Raw genomic sequence first — 22,024 nt, 5'->3', positions numbered from 1 at the left:
TATGCCTGCTATCCCTCTCGAGCATGGTCTGGCGGTTGCCGGCATCCTGTTCTGCCTCGGCCTTGTCGGCCTGATGGTTCGCCGTAACATTTTGTTCGTGTTGATGAGTCTGGAAGTGATGATGAACGCCTCTGCCCTGGCCTTCGTCGTTGCGGGCGCCCGCTGGGCGCAACCGGATGGACAGATCATGTTCATCCTGGTGATCAGCCTTGCTGCCGCCGAGGCCAGTATTGGTCTGGCGATCCTGCTGCAACTGTATCGCCGCTTCCACACGCTCGATATCGACGCTGCCAGTGAGATGCGCGGATGAACCTAATCTTTCTGACTTTCGTATTCCCTCTGATCGGTTTCCTGCTGCTGTCGTTCTCCCGTGGACGCTGGTCGGAAAACCTCTCGGCGCTGATCGGCGTAGGTTCCATTGGCTTGTCGGCGATTGTCACCGCCTACGTCATCTGGCAATTCAACGTCGCGCCTCCCGAAGGCGGTCATTACACCTTGGTGCTTTGGCAGTGGATGGCGGTGGAAGGCTTCAAGCCTGATTTCGCCCTCTACGTCGACGGCCTGTCGATCACCATGCTCGGCGTGGTGGTGGGCGTAGGTTTCCTGATCCACCTGTTCGCGTCCTGGTACATGCGCGGCGAAGCCGGTTACTCGCGCTTCTTCTCGTACACCAACCTGTTTATCGCCAGCATGCTGTTCCTGGTGCTCGGCGATAACCTGTTGTTCCTGTACTTCGGCTGGGAAGGCGTGGGCCTGTGCTCGTACCTGTTGATCGGTTTCTACTACAGCAACCGCAACAACGGTAACGCCGCACTCAAAGCCTTCATCGTGACCCGGATCGGCGATGTGTTCATGGCCATCGGCCTGTTCATCCTGTTCCAGCAAGTGGGCACGCTGAACATTCAGGAACTGCTGGTGCTGGCGCCGCAGAAATTCCAGGTCGGCGATTTCTGGATTACGCTGGCAACCCTGATGCTGCTGGGTGGTGCGGTCGGAAAATCGGCACAACTGCCGCTGCAAACCTGGCTCGCGGACGCGATGGCCGGCCCGACTCCGGTTTCGGCACTGATCCACGCCGCGACCATGGTGACCGCCGGTGTCTACCTGATCGCCCGTACCCACGGTCTGTTCACCCTGGCGCCGGAAATCCTGCACTTGGTGGGCATCGTTGGCGGTGTGACCCTGGTGCTGGCCGGTTTTGCCGCACTGGTACAAACTGACATCAAACGTATCCTCGCGTACTCGACCATGAGCCAGATCGGCTACATGTTCCTGGCGTTGGGGGTGGGTGCATGGGATGGCGCGATTTTCCACCTGATGACCCACGCCTTCTTCAAGGCCCTGCTGTTCCTTGCATCCGGTGCGGTGATCGTTGCCTGCCACCACGAGCAGAACATCTTCAAGATGGGCGGCCTGTGGAAAAAACTGCCACTGGCCTACGCCAGCTTCATCGTCGGCGGCGCGGCATTGTCTGCCCTGCCACTGGTGACCGCGGGCTTCTACTCCAAGGACGAAATCCTCTGGGAAGCGTTCGCCAGCGGCAACGAAGGTCTGCTGTATGCAGGTCTGGTCGGTGCGTTCATGACGTCGCTGTACACCTTCCGCCTGATCTTCATCGCGTTCCACGGTGAAGCCAAGACCGAAGCCCACGCCGGTCACGGTATCGCTCACTGGCTGCCACTGTCGGTACTCATCGTGCTGTCGACTTTCATCGGCGCCATGATCGTTCCACCGCTGCACGGCGTGCTGCCGCAAAGCGTTGGCCATGCCGGTGGCGAAGCCAAGCACAGTCTGGAAATCGCCTCGGGCGCCATCGCCCTGGCCGGTATCCTGCTGGCGGCCCTGCTGTTCCTCGGCAAGCGTCGCTTCGTCACCGCCATCGCCAACAGCGGCATCGGCCGTTTCCTTTCGGCCTGGTGGTTCGCTGCCTGGGGCTTCGACTGGATCTACGACAAACTGTTCGTCAAGCCGTACCTTGCGATCAGCCACATGCTGCGCAAAGACCCGCTCGACCAGACCATCGGTCTGATCCCGCGTATGGCCAAGGGCGGTCACACTGCCCTGAGCCGCACCGAGACCGGTCAACTGCGTTGGTACGCTGCTTCGATGGCGGCCGGCGCCGTGCTGGTGATCGGCGCCATCGTGCTGGTAGCGGTCTGATATGAACCTTGCGAATTTGCGAAAGGAAACGAGCCCGTCATGATTCTGCCTTGGCTAATCCTGATCCCCTTCATCGGCGGCCTGCTGTGCTGGATGGGTGAGCGCTTCGGCGCTACCCTCCCGCGCTGGATTGCGCTGTTGACCATGACCCTGGAACTCGCACTCGGCCTCTGGCTGTGGGCCCACGGTGACTATTCATTTGCTCCGGCGCCTGGCGCCGATCCGACTTGGGCGCTTGAGTTCAAGCACGTCTGGATCCAGCGCTTCGGCATCAACGTGCACCTGGCCCTCGACGGCCTGTCGCTGTTGATGATCCTGCTGACCGGCCTGCTGGGTATCCTCTCGGTACTCTGCTCGTGGAAAGAAATTCAACGTCACGTTGGCTTCTTCCACTTGAACCTGATGTGGATCCTGGGCGGTGTCGTCGGCGTGTTCCTCGCCCTCGACCTGTTCATGTTCTTCTTCTTCTGGGAAATGATGCTGGTGCCGATGTATTTCCTCATCGCGCTCTGGGGTCACAGCTCTTCGGACGGCAAGAAAACCCGGATCTACGCCGCAACCAAGTTCTTCATCTTCACTCAGGCTTCCGGCCTGATCATGCTGGTGGCGATCCTCGGTCTGGTGCTGGTCAACTTCAACAACACCGGTGTGATTACCTTCAACTACGCCGATCTGTTGAAAACCAAGATGTCGATGACCACCGAGTACATCCTGATGCTCGGTTTCTTCATCGCCTTCGCGGTCAAGCTGCCCGTCGTACCGTTCCATTCCTGGCTGCCTGATGCTCACGCCCAGGCGCCGACCGCAGGTTCTGTCGACCTCGCCGGTATCTTGCTGAAAACTGCTGCGTACGGTCTGCTGCGTTTCGCCCTGCCGCTGTTCCCGAATGCGTCGGCCGAGTTCGCGCCGATCGCCATGACCCTCGGTCTGATCGGGATCTTCTACGGCGCGTTCCTCGCGTTCGCACAAACCGACATCAAGCGTCTGATTGCCTTCTCGTCCGTTTCCCACATGGGCTTCGTACTGATCGGCATCTACTCCGGCAGCCAACTGGCCCTGCAAGGTGCAGTGATCCAGATGCTCGCGCACGGTCTGTCGGCGGCGGCTCTGTTTATCCTCAGCGGTCAGTTGTATGAGCGTCTGCACACGCGGGACATGCGTGAGATGGGCGGTCTGTGGTCGCGCATCGCTTACCTGCCGGCGATCAGCCTGTTTTTCGCAGCCGCTTCGTTGGGCTTGCCAGGCACCGGTAACTTCGTCGGCGAGTTCCTGATCCTGATCGGCACGTTTGCCAGCGCGCCATGGATCACTGCGATTGCCACCTCCGGTCTGGTGTTCGGTTCGGTCTACTCGCTGATCATGATCCACCGCGCTTACTTCGGTCCGGCCAAATCGGACTCGATCCTGCACGGCATGGACGGTCGCGAACTGATCATGGTGCTGGGCCTTGCGGTTCTGCTGATTTACCTCGGCGTTTACCCGCAACCGTTCCTCGACACTTCCGCCGCCACGATGCATGGCGTGCAGCAGTGGCTCGGCACCGCCTTCACTCAACTCGCTTCGGCCCGGTAAGAGCGCTATGGAATTCACGATTCAACACTTTATTGCGCTTGCGCCACTGTTGATCACCAGCCTCACCATTATCGTGGTGATGCTGGCAATCGCCTGGCGCCGCAACCACTCGCAGACCTTCCTGATTTCGGTGGCGGGTCTGAACCTCGCGTTGCTGTCGATCCTCCCGGCTTTGAAAGTCGCACCTCTGGCCGTGACCCCATTGCTGCAGATCGACACTTTTGCCTGCCTTTATATGGCATTGATCCTGGTCGCTACCCTTGCCTGTGTCACCCTCGCCCACGCCTACCTCGGCGACGGCGGTTCGGGTTACCCGGGCAACCGTGAAGAACTGTACCTGCTGATCCTGATGGCCGCCGCCGGTGGTCTGGTTCTGGTCAGCGCGCAGCACCTGGCCGGGTTGTTCATCGGCCTGGAACTGTTATCGGTGCCGGTGTACGGTCTGGTGGCTTATGCCTTCTTCAACAAGCGTTCGCTGGAAGCCGGCATCAAGTACATGGTGTTGTCCGCCGCCGGTTCCGCGTTCCTGTTGTTCGGCATGGCGCTGCTCTACGCTGACGCCGGCACCCTGAGCTTCGTCGGTATCGGTCAGGCTATCGCGGCGACCGGCCTGCCAAGCTCGCTGGCGCAACTGGGCCTGGGCATGATGTTAATCGGTCTGGCGTTCAAGCTGTCGCTGGTGCCGTTCCACTTGTGGACGCCGGACGTGTACGAAGGTGCTCCAGCACCGGTGGCCGCGTTCCTGGCGACCGCTTCGAAAGTCGCCGTGTTTGCAGTGATGGTGCGTCTGTTCCAGATCTCCCCTGCCGCGAGCAGTGGCGTGCTGAGCGACGTACTGTCCGTCATCGCGGTCGCATCGATCCTGTTCGGTAACCTGCTGGCGTTGACTCAGAGCAACCTCAAGCGTCTGCTCGGTTACTCGTCCATCGCCCACTTCGGCTACCTGCTGATCGCGCTGGTAGCGAGCAAGGGCCTGGCCGTGGAAGCCATCGGCGTTTATCTGGTCACCTACGTGATCACCAGCCTTGGTGCGTTCGGCGTGATCACCTTGATGTCCTCGCCTTACAACGGTCGTGACGCAGACGCGCTGTACGAATACCGCGGCCTGTTCTGGCGCCGTCCGTACCTGACCGCCGTCCTGACCGTGATGATGCTGTCTTTGGCCGGTATCCCGCTGACCGCAGGCTTCATCGGCAAGTTCTACATCATCGCCGCCGGTGTCGAATCACACCAATGGTGGCTGGTCGGTTCGCTGGTACTGGGCAGCGCCATCGGCGTCTTCTACTACCTGCGCGTGATGGTCACCCTGTACCTGATTGAACCGAACCTGCGTCGCCACGATGCCCAACTGCACTGGGAACAGAAAGCCGGCGGCGTCATGCTGTTGGCGATCGCCCTGGTTGCGTTCTTCCTGGGTGTTTACCCGCAGCCGTTGCTGACACTGGTTCAGCAGGCAGGTCTGGCGGGCTGATTGCTCGATTTCATCTGGCTACAAATAGAAACGGCACCTTCGGGTGCCGTTTTTGTTTTTGAGTAATCAACAGCAAAAGATCGCAGCCTGCGGCAACTCCTGCACCAATTTTTGTAGGAGCTGCCGCAGGCTGCGATCTTTTGCTTTTCAACGCCCTCCTCTCTTTCGGAATTGTCCTTCAACTCATTTCCCGCGCAGTCCTACAGCTTTTCTGCCAATGGGTTCTACTTTGAAGAGTGAAACAAAAAGGATGCGCTCGATGCCTTGACTGATTCGAATATCGGGATAAAACTATACGCAGGCAACGTACAGAACATGGATGCTCTTTTTATCGAATTACCGATGTTTCAAAAATACCGGGACGATTATCTGGACGATGATCTGTTTCGAAGCTTTCAACTGGAACTGCTGAAAAACCCTGAATCGGGCAATCTCATCGAGGAAACTGGTGGATTGCGCAAAATACGTTTCTGCGACCAACGACGGGGAAAGGGCAAACGCAGCGGCTTACGAGTGATTTATTACTGGTGGTCCGGCTTCAATCAGTTCTGGCTATTCACCGTGTATGGCAAAGACGAGCAAACATATCTGTCAGCCGCTCAGAAAAACCTTTTCAAACAAACCCTGAATAAAGAAATAAACACGAGATCCCACGATGAAACGTGACATATTTTCTGAATTAATGGACGGCCTCGAAGCGCTGGCAGACGAGCGTCAAGGCAAAATTACGCTGCGAACCCATAAGGTTCAGTTACCAAAGCTAATGCCGATCACCGCCGAAGAAGTAGTAGCCATCCGCCAACAACTCAACCTCTCCCGCTCGGTGTTCGCGATGTATCTGCGCACTAATACGCGAACCCTCGAAAACTGGGAACAGGGCCGGGCAACACCCAACGCCCAGGCCACGACACTGATTCGTCTGGTTGAGCGATTTCCACAGACGATCGAGCAACTGGCGGTTCTGAGCTGAGCCGGTTGGCGGGTAACCGCTGTTCAGGATCAAAAGATCGCAGCCTGCGACAGCTCCTACAGTTGCATGCGCTTGTTTGGGATGTTTTGGATGTCTTGGGATCAGTCAATGAAAAACGGCACCTTACGGTGCCGTTGAACCATTAAAAACAATGCCGTTATTTACGCGCCGCCTCCCACGATTTGAGCAATTCGTTGTAACTCACGGTTTCGCCTTTAGGCTTCTCGTTGGCCAGTTTCGGCTTCGGGGCGCCCGGTTGATCGAACCAGTATTGCGCATCGCGTTCCGGGTTCATTTTCGGGGCGCACGTGGCTTGAGCCTTGGAACGTTCGAGACGACTCATGATGGCGTCCTGATCCTTGGCCAGACCATCGAGCGCTTGTTGCGGAGTTTTTTCGCCACTGGCGGCTTCGGCGATGTGCGTCCACCACAGCTGAGCCAGACGCGGATAGTCCGGCACGTTGGTGCCGGTTGGCGTCCATTGCACACGGGCCGGGCTGCGATAGAACTCGACCAGACCACCCAGTTTTGGCGCCAGGTCGGTCATCGCTTGCGAGTTGATGTCCGACTCGCGGATCGGCGTCAGGCCGACGATGGTTTTCTTCAGCGACACGGTTTTCGAGGTCACGAACTGCGCGTAAAGCCACGCTGCCAGTTTCTGTTTCTCAGGCGTGGACTTCATGAACGTCCAGGAACCCACGTCCTGATAACCCAGCTTCATGCCCTCTTCCCAGTAGGGGCCGCGCGGCGAAGGTGCCATGCGCCATTTCGGCGTGCCATCGGCATTCACCACCGGCAAGCCCGGTTTGGTCATGTCGGCGGTGAACGCGGTGTACCAGAAGATTTGCTGGGCGATGTTGCCTTGGGATGGCACCGGGCCGGATTCGGAGAAGGTCATGCCCGCCGCTTCCGGTGGCGCATACGCCTTGAGCCAGTCGACGTATTTCTGCGTGGCAAAAACTGCCGCCGGACCGTTGGTGTCGCCGCCACGCGTCACGCTGGAGCCGACCGGATGGCAGTCTTCAACACGAATGCCCCACTCGTCCACTGGCAGCCCGTTGGGAATGCCTTTGTCGCCACCACCGGCCATGGAGAACCAGGCATCGGTGAAGCGCCAGCCCAGCGACGGGTCCTTCTTGCCGTAATCCATGTGCCCGTAAACGCGTTTGCCGTCGATTTCCTTGACGTCTTCGCTGAAGAATTTGGCGATGTCTTCATAGGCCGACCAGTTCACCGGCACGCCCAATTCGTAGCCGTATTTTTCCTTGAACTTGGCTTTCAGATCGGCGCGCTCGAACCAGTCGGCGCGGAACCAGTAGAGGTTGGCGAACTGCTGGTCAGGCAATTGATAGATCTTGCCGTCGGGTGCCGTGGTAAACGAAATGCCGATGAAATCCTTGATGTCGAGGGTCGGCGAGGTGAAATTCTTGCCTTCATTGGCCATCAGGTCGGTGATCGACTCGGTCTTGCCATAGCGAAAGTGAGTCCCGATCAGGTCGGAGTCGTTGACCCAGCCGTCATAGATACTCTTGTCCGACTGCATCACGGTTTGCAGTTTTTCCACGACATCGCCTTCCTGCAGCAGGTCGTGGGTCAACTTGATCCCGGTGATTTCGCTGAACGCCTTGGCCAGCACCTTGGATTCATATTCATGGGTGGTCAGGGTTTCCGAGACGACCTTGATGTTCATCCCGCGAAACGGCTCGGCGGCCTTGATGAACCACTTCAATTCTTCAAGTTGCTGTTCAGCCGTCAGGGTGGACGGTTTGAATTCGCTGCCGATCCACTTCTTCGCGGCATCTTCGTAGGCATCGGCCCAGGCAGATGCGCTCAAACCGCTGAGTGCCAGCACGGCTGCCAATGAAATGCTATGTCGCAGCTTATTGTTTTTGTCGAACATAGAGACCTCCTGTTTAGGTTGCGGAGCACGATTGCCGAGTGATTCGACTAGCCCCAACGCATGACAGCCAACAGCCACACCAGGGACAACGCGGACGCGACCCAGATGCTCCAGTCGGTGGCGCCGATTACCAGCAAATGCAGGTAGGCGCTGCCGAGAAGACCGATGAACAAGCGATCGCCACGAGTGGTGGCGATCGGCAGAAAACCGCGCCGAAGAATGCTCGGCGAACGCAGCTCCCAGGTGGTCATGCCCACCAGGATCAAGGCTATAACGCTGAAAAATACGGCCGTCGGGACGGTCCAACTCATCCATTCCATCATCAGTTCCTCATACCCGGCCCAGGGCAAAACCCTTGGCCACGTGGTTGCGAACAAACCAGATCACCAGCATGCCCGGCAGGATCGTCAGCACCCCCGCCGCCGCCAGCACGCCCCAATCGATGCCGGAGGCCGACACCGTACGGGTCATGACCGCTGCGATCGGTTTGGCGTTCACCGAGGTCAACGTGCGGGCGAGCAACAGTTCGACCCAGGAAAACATGAAGCAGAAAAAAGCCGTCACACCGATGCCGGAACCGATCAACGGGATGAAGATCTTCACGAAGAACTTGGGGAAACTGTAGCCGTCGATGTAGGCGGTCTCGTCGATTTCCTTCGGCACGCCAGACATGAAGCCTTCCAGAATCCACACCGCCAACGGAACGTTGAACAGGCAATGCGCCAAGGCCACGGCGATATGCGTATCAAACAGACCAATCGATGAATACAGCTGAAAGAACGGCAGCAGGAACACGGCCGGTGGCGCCATGCGGTTGGTCAGCAGCCAGAAGAACAAATGTTTGTCGCCGAGAAAACGGTAACGCGAAAACGCATACGCCGCCGGCAACGCAACACTCAACGAAATGATCGTGTTCAGGCTCACGTAATACAGCGAATTGATGTAACCGGTGTACCAACTCGGATCGGTGAAGATCACCTTGTAGTTCGCCAGTGTGAAATCCTGTGGAAAAAGCGTCAGGCCGCCGAGGATTTCGGTGTTGCTTTTGAAGGACATGTTCAGCAGCCAATAGATCGGCACCAGCAGGAACAGGATGTAGAGCAGCAGCGGAATCAGCTTTCTTTTGCTCATGGCCGGGCCTCAGCGGTTGGCGTCGGAATGCGTCATGGCGGTATAGAACAGCCAGGACACCAACAGGATGATCAGGAAATACACCAGCGAAAACGCGGCCGCTGGCCCCAGGTCGAATTGCCCTACAGCCATCTGCGTCAACGTCTGACTCAGGAACGTCGTCGCATTGCCCGGCCCGCCGCCCGTGAGCACGAACGGTTCGGTGTAAATCATGAAACTGTCCATGAAGCGCAGCATCACCGCGATCAGCAGCACGCTTTTCAGCTTCGGTAATTGGATGTGACGAAACACCGCCCAGGCTGACGCCCGGTCAATTCGCGCGGCCTGGTAATACACGTCCGGAATTGCGCGCAACCCGGAGAAGCACAGCAGCGCTACCAACGAAGTCCAGTGCCAGACGTCCATGATCAGCACGGTGACCCAGGCGTCCATGGTATTGGCCGCATAGTTGTAGTTGATGCCCAGCGCATTGAGGCTCGAACCGAGCAGGCCGATGTCGGCGCGGCCGAAAATCTGCCAGATCGTGCCGACCACGTTCCACGGAATCAGCAGCGGAATCGCCAGCACGATCAGCACCACCGACGACCACCGCCCCTTGGTCGGCATGGTCAGGGCAATGCCGATACCCAGCGGGATTTCGATCAGCAGCACACAGGCCGAATAAATGAACTGACGCAGCAGCGAATCGTGCAGACGCGGATCAAGCAACACCTGTCTGTACCAGTCGGCACCGACGAAATAGCGGCTGGACTGGTCGAATATGTCCTGCACCGAGTAATTGACCACGGTCATCATCGGGATCACCGCACTGAACGCCACCAGCAAAAATACCGGCAACACCAGCCACCAGGCTTTGTTGTTCTGCACCTTGTTCATGGCTGCACCTGTTCATTGTCGGTGGATGTATCGAGCAGAAACTCGTCGGCATAGACCATCAGCCATTGCGACGGAAAACTGATGTAGGCCGTTCCCTGCGGCACCGGTTTGTCCTCGGCCAGGCGCACTTTCAGCGGCGCGCCATCAAGGTCGAGGGTCATGATCTTGTAGGTGCCGAGGTCTTCGACGTGTACGACCCGAGCCTGCATCGCGTCGTCGAACGGCTCGTCCCACACATGAATGAACTCCGGACGGATGCCGACCTTAAGATTTTTCCACTGGCCGTGTTCGATATGGCGCTGCAGGCCGTCGGACAACGGGATGTGCGTTGAAGCGAAACCGACGCCACCCGGCTGCGGCTGCACGTCGATCAGGTTCATCCCCGGACTACCGATGAAATAGCCGACAAAAGTGTGGCTCGGCCGCTCGAACAATTCCCGTGGCGTGCCGAACTGGACGATCTGGCCGCCGTACATCACCGCAATCTTGTCGGCGAAGGTCGAGGCTTCGAGTTGATCGTGGGTGACGTAAACCATGGTGATGTTGAACTGCTCGTGGATCTGCTTGAGCTTGCGCCGCAGTTTCCACTTTAAGTGCGGATCGATCACCGTCAGCGGCTCATCAAACAGAATCGCCGAGACGTCATCGCGCACCAGGCCTCGGCCCATGGAGACTTTCTGTTTTTCGTCGGCAGTGAGGTTGCGGGCTTTTTTGCCCAGCAGGTTTTGCAGGTCGAGTACCTCGGCGATTTCCTGCACCTTGCTGTGCACTTTCGCTTCGGCCATGCCCTGATTTCGCAGGGGAAACGCCAGGTTATCGAACACGGTCATGGTGTCGTACACCACCGGAAACTGAAAAACCTGAGCGATGTTGCGCTTCTCTGGTGTCAGCTCGTTGACCTCTTTGCCGTCGAACAGCACCTTGCCCTGGGACGGGCTGAGCAAGCCGGAAATGATGTTGAGCAAAGTGGATTTGCCGCAACCGGACGGGCCGAGCAACGCAAAGGCACCGCCCTGCTCCCAGATGTGATCCATTTCGCGGATCGCGTAATCCTCCGGGCCGCTCGGCGTGCTGGTGTAACTGTGGGCGAGGTGCTGCAAGCGAATTTCAGCCATCAGGCAACCCTCGCGACACGCTGGCCGGGCGCTTGCACCAAGCGGCCCTGCGCATCGAACACAAACAGTTTATGGGTGGGGATGTAGATGCGAATCGGCGCATCGACGTCGTATTCGTGGACACCGGGCAAGTGCAACACCAGCAGGAAATGCTCGTTGCGCACATGCAGGAAGGTTTCCGAACCGCTGATCTCGGCCACCTCGACCGTCACCGCCAGCTCAAGGTCGTCGTCATTGCTTGGCACCAGGGAAATATGGCTGGGACGCACACCGAAACGGAATTCGCCTTCGCCTACCGGGCGCAGGTCCACGTTCAACGGGAAGTGAACGAAATTGGCGAAGCTGACTTCGTTGCCGGCAATTCGCCCGGGCATCAGATTGATCGGCGGCTCGGAAAACAATTCCGCAGCCAATACGGTCTGTGGCTGGTGATAGACCGAGGTCGACGTGCCGCTTTGAATCACCCGGCCTTCGTGAAGAATCGTCGTGGTGCCGCCCAGCGCCAGGGCTTCGTTGGGTTCCGTGGTGGCATAGATGGCGATGGTGTGGCGCGCCTTGAACAGTTCGCGCATTTCCTGACGCAGTTCTTCGCGCAGTTTGTAGTCGAGGTTGACCAGCGGCTCGTCGAACAGGATCAGCTCGGCGTCCTTGACCAGCGCTCGTGCCATCGCCGTGCGCTGCTGTTGGCCGCCGGACAATTCCAGCGGATAGCGCTGCAAGAATTTCTCGATGCGCAGCATCCGCGCGGTTTCCTGCACCTTGCTGTGGATGATGTCTTTGGACACGCCGGCCTGACGCAGCGGCGAGGCGATGTTCTCGAACACCGTCATGGTCGGGTAGTTGATGAACTGCTGATACACCATCGACACGTTGCGCAAACGCACCGGGCGCTGGGTGACATCGACGCCATTCATCAGAATGCGGCCGGTGTCGGGCTTGTCCAGACCGGCCATCAGGCGCATGAGGCTGGTTTTGCCGGACAGCGTGCGGCCGAGCAAAACGTTGAACGATCCAGCTTCGAACTTCAGGCACGCATCGTCGATCCAGGTCTGGCCCTCGACGGTGCGGCTGACATGCTCCAGGGTGAGTGACATGGCTCGGCCTTTTTTATTGTTGGAGTCAAGCGACCGGAGCACTAGAGCGACATTCGTGCCAGAAAACACAAGCTGTTGATTTGTCGCGAAAATCGCTGAAAACACCGAGAAACGACTTTCAAAGCTGAACACATTTGAACAGTTCAACCGATTGACAATGAACAATAGTGAACAACACTCTACGAACCTGTGAACACGACTCCCCGTGTAGGAGCTGCCGCAGGCTGCGATCTTTTGACGTTGTTTTTAAGCGCAACATCAAAGGATCGCAGCCTGCGGCAGCTCCTACAGGTGGGGTCGCATAAGAATAATAAGAACGTTGTGTGAGAGGCTCACTGCCATGTCCGCACCTGCCCTGCCGCTTTCCCACGAAACCATCGTCCAGAATTCCTGGTCACGTTGCCGAGCGTTCGGTCTTGATCATCAGAGCGCTCCGGCGTTTGATCAGTTGCCGGCGGCGGGCATCACGCAGTTGCTCGACAGCCATCATTCACTGGTGCAGACCACTCACCAGGAAGTGCTGCCGTATTACGAGAACATCCTCAGCAATTCCAACTGCCTGATCATGCTCGCCGACAATCAGGGCCAAGTACTGACATCGTGGGGCACGCAGCGCTTTATCGAACCCGCCCTTGCCCGGGGTTTCCAGCCCGGGGCGAGCTGGATGGAGCGTTCCAGCGGCACCAACGCCATCGGTACGGCCCTGGCCTGCGAGCAAGCGGTACACATCGAGCACGATGAACACTTTCTCAAGGCCAACCGCTTCATGACCGGTTCCGCCGCGCCGATCTTCGATGCCGAACGCAAGGTCATCGCCGTGCTCGATGTGTCCAGCGACAGCTATCTGCCGCCGTCCCACACCCTGGGCATGGTGAAGATGATGAGTCAGACCGTGGAAAACCGACTGATCCTCAACCTGTTCCACGGCCAGCATTTTCAACTGACCTTCAACACCGGGCTGAACAACCTCGACAGCCAATGGGCCGGGTTGTTGATTTTTGATGAGAGCGGCCAAGTGCTGTCAGCCAATCGTCGTGCCGACAATTTGCTCGGCGTGCGCTTGTCACGGGTCAGCATTGAAAGCCTGTTCAAGGTGTCGCTGCTGGAATTGCTCAACCAACCGGAGGGCTTGCCGTTTGCCTTGCAGGCTTCGGGCCGCAATCGTTTTCAGTGCCTGCTGAAGCAACCGAAGCACGTGACGATTCAGCCTCGGGTGTTTACTGAAACGAAACAAACCGACAGTAGAATCATCAGCCTCAATACCCTGCACTTCGGCGATAGCCGCGTAGAAAAAGCCGTACGTCAGGCCGAGCGACTACTGGAGAAAGACATTCCACTGCTGATCCACGGCGAAACCGGGGTTGGCAAAGAGGTCTTCGTCAAAGCCCTGCATCAGGCCAGCTCACGGAGCAAACAGGCGTTCATTGCGGTTAACTGTGCGGCGATCCCCGCTGAACTGGTCGAATCTGAGCTGTTTGGCTACGAGAAAGGCGCATTCACCGGTGCCAATCAGAAAGGCAGTATCGGTCTGATCCGCAAGGCCGACAAAGGCACGCTGTTCCTTGATGAAATCGGCGACATGCCGCTGCCCACTCAAGCGCGGTTGCTGCGCGTCCTACAGGAACGGTGCGTGCAACCGGTGGGCAGCAGCGAATTGTTTGCGGTGGATTTAAGGATTATTTCAGCGACCAATCGCTCGTTGCGCGAGCAGGTGCAGTTGGGACGGTTTCGCGAGGATTTGTACTACCGCATTGGCGGCCTGACCCTGGAGCTGCCGCCGCTGCGTGAACGGACGGATAAAGAGGCGCTGTTTAAACGTCTGTGGGAACAGCATCGCGAGCCTTCGCAATGGGCGGGCCTGAGTCGCGAGGTGCTGGAGTTGTTCAGCCGTCACCCGTGGCCGGGGAATTTGCGTCAGGTGAGTAGCGTAATGCAGGTGGCGCTGGCCATGGCAGAAGAGCAGCCAGTGCGGCCGGAGCATTTGCCGGATGATTTTTTTGTGGATCTGGAAATGGAGCCGGTGGAGACGGCAGCACCGTTGGCACTGGACTTGAATGATATCGAGGCGTTGAACCGCGAATTGAAGGCGGCCGGGGGCAACATTTCGCACCTGGCGCGGCGGTTGGGGGTGAGCCGCAATACGCTTTACAAGCGGTTGCGGCAGATGGGCGGTTGAGTACCCCCCTTTGCCCCTCACCCCAGCCCTCTCCCTCTGGGAGAGGGCTGGGGTGAGGGGCTTTTGGCTTTTGGCCTCAGTCAGCCAGGCGCCAGGTCGTCCCGCCCTTCCCATCTTCCAGCACGACGCCCATGGCGGCGAGCTGGTCGCGGATGCGGTCGGATTCGGCCCAGTCCTTGCCGGCGCGAGCCGCCAGACGCGCCGCAATCAGCGCGTCAACTTCAGCCGCATCGACACGCCCTTCGGCGCCCGCTTGCAGAAAGTCGTCGGCTTCGAGCTGCAACACACCCAACACGCTCGCCAGTTCTTTCAGACGTGCCGCCAGACCCGCCGCCGCATCGAGATCGCTCTCACGCAAACGGTTGATCTCGCGCACCATCTCGAACAACACCGCGCAAGCTTCCGGCGTACCGAAGTCGTCGTTCATCACTGCGGTGAACCGCTCGACAAACGCTTCGCCGCCAGCAGGAGCCACAGTCGGCAGGCCTTTCAACGCATGGTAGAAACGCTCAAGCGCGCCTTTGGCGTCCTTGAGGTTGTCTTCCGAATAGTTGATCGCGCTGCGGTAGTGGCTCGACACCAGCAGGTAACGCACGACTTCCGGGTGGTACTTGTCGAGCACGTCGCGGATGGTAAAGAAGTTGTTCAAGGACTTGGACATCTTCTCGCCATTGATGCGAATCATGCCGCAATGCATCCACGCGTTGGCGTAAGTCTTGCCGGTTGCCGCTTCGCTCTGGGCGATTTCGTTTTCATGGTGCGGGAACTCGAGATCGCTGCCGCCGCCATGAATGTCGAAGGTCTCACCCAGGCAGCAGGTGGACATCACCGAGCATTCGATATGCCAGCCCGGACGACCGTCGCCCCAGGGCGATGCCCAGCTCGGCTCGCCCGGTTTGGCGGCTTTCCACAGCACGAAGTCGAGCGGATCCTGCTTGGATTCGTCGACTTCGATGCGTGCGCCAATGCGCAAGTCTTCGATTTTCTTGCGCGACAGTTTGCCGTAGCCCATGAACTTGCCGACGCGGTAGTACACGTCGCCGTTGCCCGGGGCGTAGGCGTAACCCTTGTCGATCAGGGTCTGGATCATCGCGTGCATGCCCGGAATGTGATCGGTGGCACGCGGTTCCATGTCCGGTTTCTTGATGTTCAGGCGCGCTTCGTCTTCGTGCATCGCCGCGATCATGCGCTCGGTCAAGGCTTCGAACGATTCACCGTTCTCGTTGGCCCGATTGATGATCTTGTCGTCAATGTCGGTGATGTTGCGCACGTAGGTCAGGTCGTAACCGCTGAACCGCAACCAGCGGGTCACCAGGTCGAACGCGACCATGCTGCGGCCGTGGCCGAGGTGGCAGTAGTCGTACACGGTCATTCCGCAGACGTACATGCGCACCTTGTTGCCATCCAGCGGCTTGAAGACTTCTTTGCTCTTGCTGAGCGTGTTGTAGATCGTTAGCACGTTAGTTCCTTGACTCACTCACTGGCCCCACGAATCACGCAGGGTCACGGTACGGTTGAATACCGGCTGACCGGGTTTCGAGTCCTTCAGATCCGCGACGAAGTAGCCTTCGCGCTCGAACTGGAAACGGTCTTCCGGCTGTGCATTGCCGAGCGATGGCTCGGCGCGACAACCGGTCAGCACTTGCAGTGAGTCAGGGTTGATGTTGTCGAGGAAACTGGCGCTGTCTTCCGCCTTCTCCGGGTTAGGCGAGCGGAACAGGCGATCGTACAGACGCACCTCGCACTCGACGCTGGCGGCGGCCGGCACCCAGTGGATCACGCCTTTGACCTTACGGCCTTCAGGGTTCTTGCCCAGGGTGTCAGGGTCGTAGGAACAACGCAGCTCGACGATATTGCCGTCGGCGTCCTTGATCGCTTCGTCGGCACGGATCACGTAGCTGCCGCGCAGACGCACTTCACCGGCCGGTTCCAGGCGCTTGTAGCCTTTTGGCGGCTCCTCCATGAAGTCGTCACGGTCGATGTAGATCTCCCGGGCGAACGGCAGCGCGCGCACGCCCATGTCTTCTTTCGGGTGGCGTGGCAGTTCGAGGTTCTCGACCTGGCCTTCCGGGTAGTTGGTGATCACCACTTTCAGAGGACGCAATACACACATGGCGCGCGGCGCAGTGTGGTCGAGGTCGTCACGGATGCTGAATTCGAGCATGCCGAAGTCAACGACGCCGTCGGAACGGTTGGTACCGACCATTTCGCAGAAGTTGCGGATCGATTTCGGCGTGTAGCCACGGCGACGGAAGCCCGACAGCGTGGACATGCGCGGGTCGTCCCAGCCATTGACGTGCTTTTCGTCAACCAGTTGCTTGAGCTTGCGCTTGCTGGTGATGGTGTAGTTCAGGTTCAGACGGCTGAACTCGTACTGACGCGGGTTCGCCGGCACCGGCAGGTTCTCCAGGAACCACTCGTACAGCGGGCGATGGCTTTCGAACTCAAGGGTGCAGATCGAATGGGTGATGCCTTCGATGGCGTCCGACTGACCGTGGGTGAAGTCGTAGTTCGGGTAGATGCACCACTTGTCGCCGGTCTGGTGGTGATGAGCGTGGCGGATGCGATACATGATCGGGTCGCGCAGGTTCATGTTCGGCGAAGCCATGTCGATCTTCGCCCGCAGCACACGGGCGCCGTCCGGGAATTCACCGGCGCGCATGCGGGCGAACCAGTCGAGGTTCTCTTCAACCGAACGGTCGCGGAACGGGCTGTTCTTGCCCGGCTCGGTCAGGCTGCCACGGTATTCCTTGGCTTGTTCCGGGGTCAGGTCGTCGACGTAGGCCTTGCCGGCCTTGATCAGCTCGACGGCCCAGTCGTGCAACTGGTCGAAATACTGCGAGGCGTAGCGCACTTCGCCAGACCATTCGAAACCCAGCCATTTGACGTCGCTTTCGATGGCGTCGATGTATTCCTGATCTTCCTTGGCCGGGTTGGTGTCGTCGAAACGCAGGTGCGTGACGCCACCGAACTCCTGGGCCAGGCCGAAGTTGACGCAGATCGACTTGGCGTGGCCGATGTGCAGGTAGCCGTTGGGCTCCGGCGGGAAGCGAGTCACGATCTGGGTGTGCTTGCCCGAGTCCAGGTCTGCCTGGATGATCGGCCGCAGGAAGTTGACCGGCACGGCAGGGCCGGACTTGGCATTCGAGGTAGGGTCGACAGTGGGCTTGCTCATAGGATCCTTGACGTACAGGTGCGCGGCCGCAAAGAGGGGCCAGACAAAACAAAGCCGCTATCATAGCTGATGCTGTCAAGGGCCTGACAGAGCAGCCCCGATAAAGGCATGCATTTAATCGCCGGGAAATGAAAAACCGCCTCGAAATTCGCGCCTGTCACGCTAAACTGCGCACCTTGGCCGAAGCAGGCTGAACCGGTTTTCGGGCCAGATGTCCGAAAACCACGAATTCCCTATGAAGAGTACTGACCATGACTCAAGTCAAACTGACCACCAACCATGGCGACATCGTCATCGAACTGAACGCTGAAAAGGCGCCGATCACCGTTGCCAACTTCATCGAGTACGTCAACGCCGGTCACTACACCAACACCGTATTCCACCGCGTCATCGGCAACTTCATGATCCAGGGCGGCGGTTTCGAGCCTGGCATGAAAGAAAAGAAAGACAAGCGTCCAAGCATCCAGAACGAAGCGGACAACGGTCTCTCCAACGACAAATACACCGTTGCCATGGCCCGCACCATGGAGCCGCATTCGGCTTCGGCACAGTTCTTCATCAACGTCGCCGACAACACCTTCCTCAACCACAGCGGCAAGAACGTGCAAGGCTGGGGCTACGCGGTATTCGGTAAAGTGACCGTCGGTACCGACGTTGTCGACAAGATCAAAGGCGTGTCGACCACTTCCAAGGCCGGCCACCAGGACGTACCCGCAGACGACGTGATCATCGAGAAAGCCGAGATCATCGAAGCGTGATATTGCTGATTTCAGACTTGCATCTGGAAGAGGAGCGCCCGGACATCACCCGGGCGTTTCTGGATTTACTTGCTGGACGCGCGCGTTCGGCGAGTGCTCTGTACATCCTCGGCGACTTCTTCGAGGCATGGATCGGCGACGATGCCATGACGCCCTTCCAGCGTTCCATCTGCCAGGCCCTGCGCGTTCTGAGCGACAGCGGCACGGCCATATTCCTGATGCACGGCAATCGCGACTTTCTGCTTGGCCAGGCCTTTTGCAAACAGGCCGGCTGCACACTGCTGAAAGATCCGAGTGTCGTGGAGTTTTACGGCGAGCCGGTGCTGCTGATGCACGGCGACAGCCTTTGCACCCGAGACATCGGGTACATGAAATTGCGCCGTTATCTGCGTAACCCGATCACCCTGTTCATCCTGCGCAACCTGCCCTTGAGCACCCGCCATAAACTGGCGCGCAAACTGCGCAGCGAAAGCCGTGCGCAAACCCGGATGAAAGCCAATGACATCGTTGACGTCACGGCCGAAGAGATTCCGCAGATCATGCAGGCATACGGCGTGAAAACCCTGATTCACGGCCACACCCACCGCCCGGCCATTCACAAATTGCAGATTGGCGATCTGTCGGCCAAGCGGATTGTCTTGGGGGATTGGGATCGTCAGGGCTGGGCGTTGCAGGTGGATGAAAACGGGTTTGCCTTGGCGCCGTTTGATTTTGCCCCGCCGCCACAGCTCCCCGCCCCCAGCGTTTGATCGTTCCCACGCTGGAGGCATTCCCACGCGGAGCGTGGGAATGAGCGTCTAATGACCGCTCGCCGCTGGCCCCGCCTTCGCCGCAAACGGCGGTTTCGCCAGCCACACAATCAGAATCAACCCCATGAACCCCCAGCCCAACAGCGTGAAGTAATCCACGGTGGACAGCATGTATGCCTGACTCGTCAGCACATGATCCAGTTGCGCATACGCCGAATCGCTCGCGCCGCCCAGATTGTTCAGCGCTTCCCGGGTTGCCGGTTCATAGCTGCTGATGCTCTCGCTCATGTACGCATGATGTTGATCCGCCCGGCGAATCCAGATCCATGTGGTCAGCGACGCCGCAAAGCTGCCGCCCAGTGTCCGCAGAAAAGTCGCCAGACCCGCGCCGTCGGCGATCTGGCTGGGTGGCAAATCCGACATCAGGATGCTCAGCGTCGGCATGAAGAACAGCGCCACGCCGATGCCCATGAACAACTGCACCAGCGCGATGTGCTGGAAGTCCACCTCACTGGTGAAGCCGGCCCGCATGAAGCAGCTCAGGCCAATCGCGAGGAACGCCAGACCGGCCAGCAGACGCAGGTCGAACTTGTGCGCGTACTTGCCGACAAACGGCGACAGCAGCACCGGCAGAATGCCGATGGGTGCAACAGCCAGCCCCGCCCAGGTCGCGGTGTAACCCATCTGGGTTTGCAGCCATTGCGGCAGGATCAGGTTGATCCCGAAGAATCCGGCGTAACCCAACACCAGCACCATCGTGCCGATGCGGAAGTTGCGATGGGCGAACAATCGCAGGTTGACCACCGGATGCTTGTCGGTCATTTCCCAAATGATGAACGCCGCCAGCGCGATCACCGAGATCGCCGCGCCGATGATGATGAAGTTCGACTCAAACCAGTCCAGGTCGTTGCCCTTGTCGAGGATCACCTGCAACGCACCAACGCCAATAATCAAGGTGATCAGCCCGACGTAATCCATCGGCTGACGGCTGGTGACCACCGGACGCTTGGCCAATTGCGAGCGCACCACCATCACCGCGAAAATCCCGATGGGCACGTTGATGAAGAAAATCCACGGCCAACTGTAACTGTCGGTGATCCAGCCGCCGAGAATCGGCCCGGCAATCGGCGCGACCACCGTGACCATCGCCAGTAACGCCAAGGCCATGCCCCGTTTGGCCGGCGGATAGACGGCAATCAACAGGGTTTGCGTCATTGGATACAGCGGCCCGGCCACCAGACCTTGCAGCACGCGGAAGCCGATCAGTTCTGGCATCGACGTCGAGATCCCGCAGAGGAACGAGGCCACTACAAACAGGATCGTTGCCCAGAGAAACAGCTTCACTTCGCCGAAGCGGCGGCTGAGCCAACCGGTCAGCGGCAGCGCAATGGCGTTGCTCACGGCAAACGAGGTAATCACCCAAGTGCCCTGCTCCGAACTCACGCCGAGGTTGCCGGAAATAGTCGGCAACGCCACGTTGGCGATGGTGGTGTCGAGCACTTGCATGAAGGTCGCCAGCGACAGGCCGATGGTGCTGAGCAACAGGCTGGGCGGCGTGAAAGAAGCGTTATTGCTCATGGTGAATCCTATGGAATCTAATGGACACCGCAGTCCTGTAGGAGTGAGCCTGCTCGCTCCTACAGGGTGGGTGTCAGCGTTGCGCGGTTTTACTGGCCGCAGCGCTGTTGTCGTGGATCAACTGAGCAATCATCGCGTCGGCTTCGGCCAACTGACGGTCGTAGATGTTGGTGCTGAACGAGGCTTTTTGTGGCGACTGTTGCGCCAGCACCGGACCGCTCTGGTCGTGAAGATTGACCTCGACGTTGGTCGACAGGCCCACACGCAATGGATGTCTGGCCAGTTCCTCGGCGTTGATGTGAATCCGCACCGGCACACGCTGCACGATCTTGATCCAGTTACCGGTGGCGTTCTGCGCGGGTAACAAGGCAAACGCGCTGCCGGTGCCGGCGCCGAGGCTGTCGACGGTGCCGCTGTATTTCACGTCGCTGCCGTAGAGGTCGGCTTCGATGTCCACCGGCTGGCCAATGCGCATGTCACGCAGCTGGGTTTCCTTGAAGTTGGCGTCGATCCACAGTTGATCCAGCGGAATCACCGCCATCAGCGCGGTGCCCGGTTGCACGCGCTGACCCAGTTGCACGGAGCGCTTGGCGACGTAACCGGTGACCGGCGCGATCAGGGTGCTGCGGGCGTTGGTCAGGTAGGCCTGACGCAATTGCGCGGCAGCGGCCATGACGTCCGGGTGTGACGACACCACAGTGTCATCGACCAGCGCGCTGGTGGTTTTCAGTTGCTGCTTGGCGTTGGTCAGAGCGTTTTGCGCCGAGGTCAGGTCATCGCGGGCGTGGGACAGTTCTTCCAGGGAAATCGCGCCACCGGACGCCAGGTTCTTGCGGCGGTTGTAGTTGTCCTGGGCTTTCTGCACTTCGGCCTGCTGGGCGTTGACCTGGGCTTTCATGCCATCGACGTTGCTGTACAAGCCGCGCACCTGACGCACCGTGCGGGCCAGGGTCGCTTGGGCACTTTGCAGACCGACTTCGGCGTCGTTCGGGTCGAAGTTGATCAGCACCTGGCCTTCATGCACAAGGTCGCCATCATCGGCGCCGATGCTGACCACGGTGCCGGTCACCAGCGGCGTGATTTCCACGACGTTGCCGTTGACGTAGGCATCGTCGGTGCTCTCGTTCCAGCGTCCGACGAACTCGTGATAGGCCCAGACGCCGGCACCGGCGAGGACGACCACGACGGCCAGCACCAGCAGCATCACTTTGCGCTTGCGTGGATTGCCGCCGTCTTGCGCGTTTTCCTGAGGATTGCCTTGAGGTTGAGTGTTTTCGGCAGTGGCCATGACAAATACCT

At 58.9% G+C, this 22,024-nt stretch carries 19 protein-coding genes; 9 read left to right on the top strand and 10 right to left on the bottom strand.

The window, feature by feature from the left end:
* The first annotated feature begins 1 nt into the window (after window position 1).
* The 6 genes from nuoK to GIW69_RS15915 all read left to right on the top strand — a co-directional run bounded on the left by nuoK (window position 2) and on the right by GIW69_RS15915 (window position 6,173).
* A complete protein-coding gene (gene nuoK, locus GIW69_RS15940; RefSeq protein ID WP_236483677.1) occupies window positions 2-310 on the top strand; it encodes an NADH-quinone oxidoreductase subunit NuoK in 309 nt (102 codons plus the stop codon).
* On the top strand, window positions 307-2,160 hold the full coding sequence (gene nuoL / locus GIW69_RS15935; protein ID WP_236483675.1) for an NADH-quinone oxidoreductase subunit L: 1,854 nt from the start codon (window positions 307-309) through the stop codon (window positions 2,158-2,160). The genes nuoK and nuoL overlap by 4 nt, the downstream gene beginning before the upstream one ends.
* A gap of 39 nt (window positions 2,161-2,199) precedes the next feature.
* A complete protein-coding gene (gene nuoM, locus GIW69_RS15930) occupies window positions 2,200-3,732 on the top strand; it encodes an NADH-quinone oxidoreductase subunit M (protein WP_212809471.1) in 1,533 nt (510 codons plus the stop codon).
* A gap of 7 nt (window positions 3,733-3,739) precedes the next feature.
* On the top strand, window positions 3,740-5,203 hold the full coding sequence (gene nuoN, locus GIW69_RS15925) for an NADH-quinone oxidoreductase subunit NuoN (protein ID WP_236483673.1): 1,464 nt from the start codon (window positions 3,740-3,742) through the stop codon (window positions 5,201-5,203).
* Between the two features lie 315 nt (window positions 5,204-5,518).
* Complete coding sequence (locus GIW69_RS15920) at window positions 5,519-5,869, top strand: toxin (protein ID WP_236483754.1); 351 nt, start codon at window positions 5,519-5,521, stop codon at window positions 5,867-5,869.
* The gene (locus GIW69_RS15915; protein ID WP_236483671.1) at window positions 5,859-6,173 is read left to right on the top strand and encodes a helix-turn-helix domain-containing protein; all 315 of its coding nucleotides are present in this window, start codon (window positions 5,859-5,861) and stop codon (window positions 6,171-6,173) included. Before GIW69_RS15920 ends, GIW69_RS15915 begins: the two co-directional genes overlap by 11 nt.
* Before the next feature lie 157 nt (window positions 6,174-6,330).
* On the opposite strand, the gene GIW69_RS15910 is transcribed toward GIW69_RS15915, so the two are convergent.
* From GIW69_RS15910 to GIW69_RS15885, 6 genes are read right to left on the bottom strand one after another with little or no spacing between them, the layout of a single operon-like run.
* Window positions 6,331-8,073 carry an ABC transporter substrate-binding protein gene (locus GIW69_RS15910; protein WP_236483669.1) on the bottom strand — a complete coding sequence of 581 codons (1,743 nt, stop codon included), beginning with the start codon at window positions 8,071-8,073 and terminating at the stop codon, window positions 6,331-6,333.
* Window positions 8,074-8,120: 47 nt separating this feature from the next.
* A complete protein-coding gene (locus GIW69_RS15905; RefSeq protein ID WP_236483667.1) occupies window positions 8,121-8,393 on the bottom strand; it encodes a DUF2160 domain-containing protein in 273 nt (90 codons plus the stop codon).
* A 10-nt stretch (window positions 8,394-8,403) separates the two neighbouring features.
* The gene (locus GIW69_RS15900) at window positions 8,404-9,204 is read right to left on the bottom strand and encodes a carbohydrate ABC transporter permease (RefSeq protein WP_127798748.1); all 801 of its coding nucleotides are present in this window, start codon (window positions 9,202-9,204) and stop codon (window positions 8,404-8,406) included.
* A 9-nt stretch (window positions 9,205-9,213) separates the two neighbouring features.
* Window positions 9,214-10,080 (bottom strand): carbohydrate ABC transporter permease, encoded by an 867-nt coding sequence (locus GIW69_RS15895; RefSeq protein ID WP_236483665.1) that lies wholly within the window; start codon window positions 10,078-10,080, stop codon window positions 9,214-9,216.
* A complete protein-coding gene (locus tag GIW69_RS15890) occupies window positions 10,077-11,195 on the bottom strand; it encodes an ABC transporter ATP-binding protein (RefSeq protein ID WP_236483663.1) in 1,119 nt (372 codons plus the stop codon). The genes GIW69_RS15895 and GIW69_RS15890 overlap by 4 nt, the downstream gene beginning before the upstream one ends.
* Window positions 11,195-12,289, bottom strand: a complete 1,095-nt coding sequence (locus tag GIW69_RS15885) for an ABC transporter ATP-binding protein (protein WP_236483662.1) — start codon at window positions 12,287-12,289, stop codon at window positions 11,195-11,197. The genes GIW69_RS15890 and GIW69_RS15885 overlap by 1 nt, the downstream gene beginning before the upstream one ends.
* Window positions 12,290-12,629: 340 nt before the next feature.
* Here GIW69_RS15885 and GIW69_RS15880 point away from each other — a divergent pair, with 340 nt between their 5' ends.
* The gene (locus tag GIW69_RS15880) at window positions 12,630-14,465 is read left to right on the top strand and encodes a sigma-54-dependent Fis family transcriptional regulator (RefSeq protein WP_236483661.1); all 1,836 of its coding nucleotides are present in this window, start codon (window positions 12,630-12,632) and stop codon (window positions 14,463-14,465) included.
* A 76-nt stretch (window positions 14,466-14,541) separates the two neighbouring features.
* On the opposite strand, the gene cysS is transcribed toward GIW69_RS15880, so the two are convergent.
* Window positions 14,542-15,924, bottom strand: a complete 1,383-nt coding sequence (gene cysS, locus GIW69_RS15875; RefSeq protein ID WP_236483659.1) for a cysteine--tRNA ligase — start codon at window positions 15,922-15,924, stop codon at window positions 14,542-14,544.
* A gap of 18 nt (window positions 15,925-15,942) precedes the next feature.
* A complete protein-coding gene (locus GIW69_RS15870) occupies window positions 15,943-17,640 on the bottom strand; it encodes a glutamine--tRNA ligase/YqeY domain fusion protein (RefSeq protein ID WP_236483657.1) in 1,698 nt (565 codons plus the stop codon).
* A gap of 251 nt (window positions 17,641-17,891) precedes the next feature.
* On the opposite strand from GIW69_RS15870, the gene GIW69_RS15865 reads away from it, so the two are divergent.
* Together GIW69_RS15865 and lpxH are read left to right on the top strand one after the other, a co-directional pair.
* Window positions 17,892-18,398, top strand: a complete 507-nt coding sequence (locus tag GIW69_RS15865; protein ID WP_236483655.1) for a peptidylprolyl isomerase — start codon at window positions 17,892-17,894, stop codon at window positions 18,396-18,398.
* Window positions 18,395-19,147: a UDP-2,3-diacylglucosamine diphosphatase gene (gene lpxH, locus GIW69_RS15860; protein ID WP_236483653.1), complete on the top strand. Its 753-nt coding sequence runs from the start codon at window positions 18,395-18,397 to the stop codon at window positions 19,145-19,147. The genes GIW69_RS15865 and lpxH overlap by 4 nt, the downstream gene beginning before the upstream one ends.
* 48 nt (window positions 19,148-19,195) lie before the next feature.
* Here the strand turns inward: lpxH and GIW69_RS15855 are convergent, their stop codons facing one another.
* Together GIW69_RS15855 and GIW69_RS15850 are read right to left on the bottom strand one after the other, a co-directional pair.
* Window positions 19,196-20,725 (bottom strand): DHA2 family efflux MFS transporter permease subunit, encoded by a 1,530-nt coding sequence (locus GIW69_RS15855; protein ID WP_236483651.1) that lies wholly within the window; start codon window positions 20,723-20,725, stop codon window positions 19,196-19,198.
* Window positions 20,726-20,798: 73 nt separating this feature from the next.
* Window positions 20,799-22,013: an HlyD/EmrA/EmrK family protein gene (locus GIW69_RS15850; RefSeq protein ID WP_236483650.1), complete on the bottom strand. Its 1,215-nt coding sequence runs from the start codon at window positions 22,011-22,013 to the stop codon at window positions 20,799-20,801.
* Between the last annotated feature and the right edge of the window lie 11 nt (window positions 22,014-22,024).

It is taken from the genome of Pseudomonas syringae, from assembly GCF_021605415.1.
Classification (GTDB): Bacteria; Pseudomonadota; Gammaproteobacteria; order Pseudomonadales; family Pseudomonadaceae; genus Aquipseudomonas; species Aquipseudomonas syringae_S.
The sequence above is the reverse complement of the archived record's forward strand: the minus strand, read 5'-3'. Positions and strand labels throughout refer to the sequence as shown.

Excerpts from the sequence above, each read along its gene's own strand:
- GIW69_RS15915 (WP_236483671.1), top strand. The coding sequence starts at position 5,859 with ATGAAACGTGACATATTTTCTGAATTAATGGACGGCCTCGAAGCGCTG.
- GIW69_RS15920 (WP_236483754.1), top strand. The coding sequence starts at position 5,519 with ATGGATGCTCTTTTTATCGAATTACCGATGTTTCAAAAATACCGGGAC.
- GIW69_RS15900 (WP_127798748.1), bottom strand. The coding sequence starts at position 9,204 with ATGAGCAAAAGAAAGCTGATTCCGCTGCTGCTCTACATCCTGTTCCTG.
- GIW69_RS15895 (WP_236483665.1), bottom strand. The coding sequence starts at position 10,080 with ATGAACAAGGTGCAGAACAACAAAGCCTGGTGGCTGGTGTTGCCGGTA.
- GIW69_RS15850 (WP_236483650.1), bottom strand. The coding sequence starts at position 22,013 with ATGGCCACTGCCGAAAACACTCAACCTCAAGGCAATCCTCAGGAAAAC.
- GIW69_RS15905 (WP_236483667.1), bottom strand. The coding sequence starts at position 8,393 with ATGGAATGGATGAGTTGGACCGTCCCGACGGCCGTATTTTTCAGCGTT.
- nuoK (WP_236483677.1), top strand. The coding sequence starts at position 2 with ATGCCTGCTATCCCTCTCGAGCATGGTCTGGCGGTTGCCGGCATCCTG.
- GIW69_RS15885 (WP_236483662.1), bottom strand. The coding sequence starts at position 12,289 with ATGTCACTCACCCTGGAGCATGTCAGCCGCACCGTCGAGGGCCAGACC.
- nuoL (WP_236483675.1), top strand. The coding sequence starts at position 307 with ATGAACCTAATCTTTCTGACTTTCGTATTCCCTCTGATCGGTTTCCTG.
- GIW69_RS15865 (WP_236483655.1), top strand. The coding sequence starts at position 17,892 with ATGACTCAAGTCAAACTGACCACCAACCATGGCGACATCGTCATCGAA.
- GIW69_RS15880 (WP_236483661.1), top strand. The coding sequence starts at position 12,630 with ATGTCCGCACCTGCCCTGCCGCTTTCCCACGAAACCATCGTCCAGAAT.
- nuoN (WP_236483673.1), top strand. The coding sequence starts at position 3,740 with ATGGAATTCACGATTCAACACTTTATTGCGCTTGCGCCACTGTTGATC.
- GIW69_RS15910 (WP_236483669.1), bottom strand. The coding sequence starts at position 8,073 with ATGTTCGACAAAAACAATAAGCTGCGACATAGCATTTCATTGGCAGCC.
- nuoM (WP_212809471.1), top strand. The coding sequence starts at position 2,200 with ATGATTCTGCCTTGGCTAATCCTGATCCCCTTCATCGGCGGCCTGCTG.
- GIW69_RS15870 (WP_236483657.1), bottom strand. The coding sequence starts at position 17,640 with ATGAGCAAGCCCACTGTCGACCCTACCTCGAATGCCAAGTCCGGCCCT.
- GIW69_RS15890 (WP_236483663.1), bottom strand. The coding sequence starts at position 11,195 with ATGGCTGAAATTCGCTTGCAGCACCTCGCCCACAGTTACACCAGCACG.
- GIW69_RS15855 (WP_236483651.1), bottom strand. The coding sequence starts at position 20,725 with ATGAGCAATAACGCTTCTTTCACGCCGCCCAGCCTGTTGCTCAGCACC.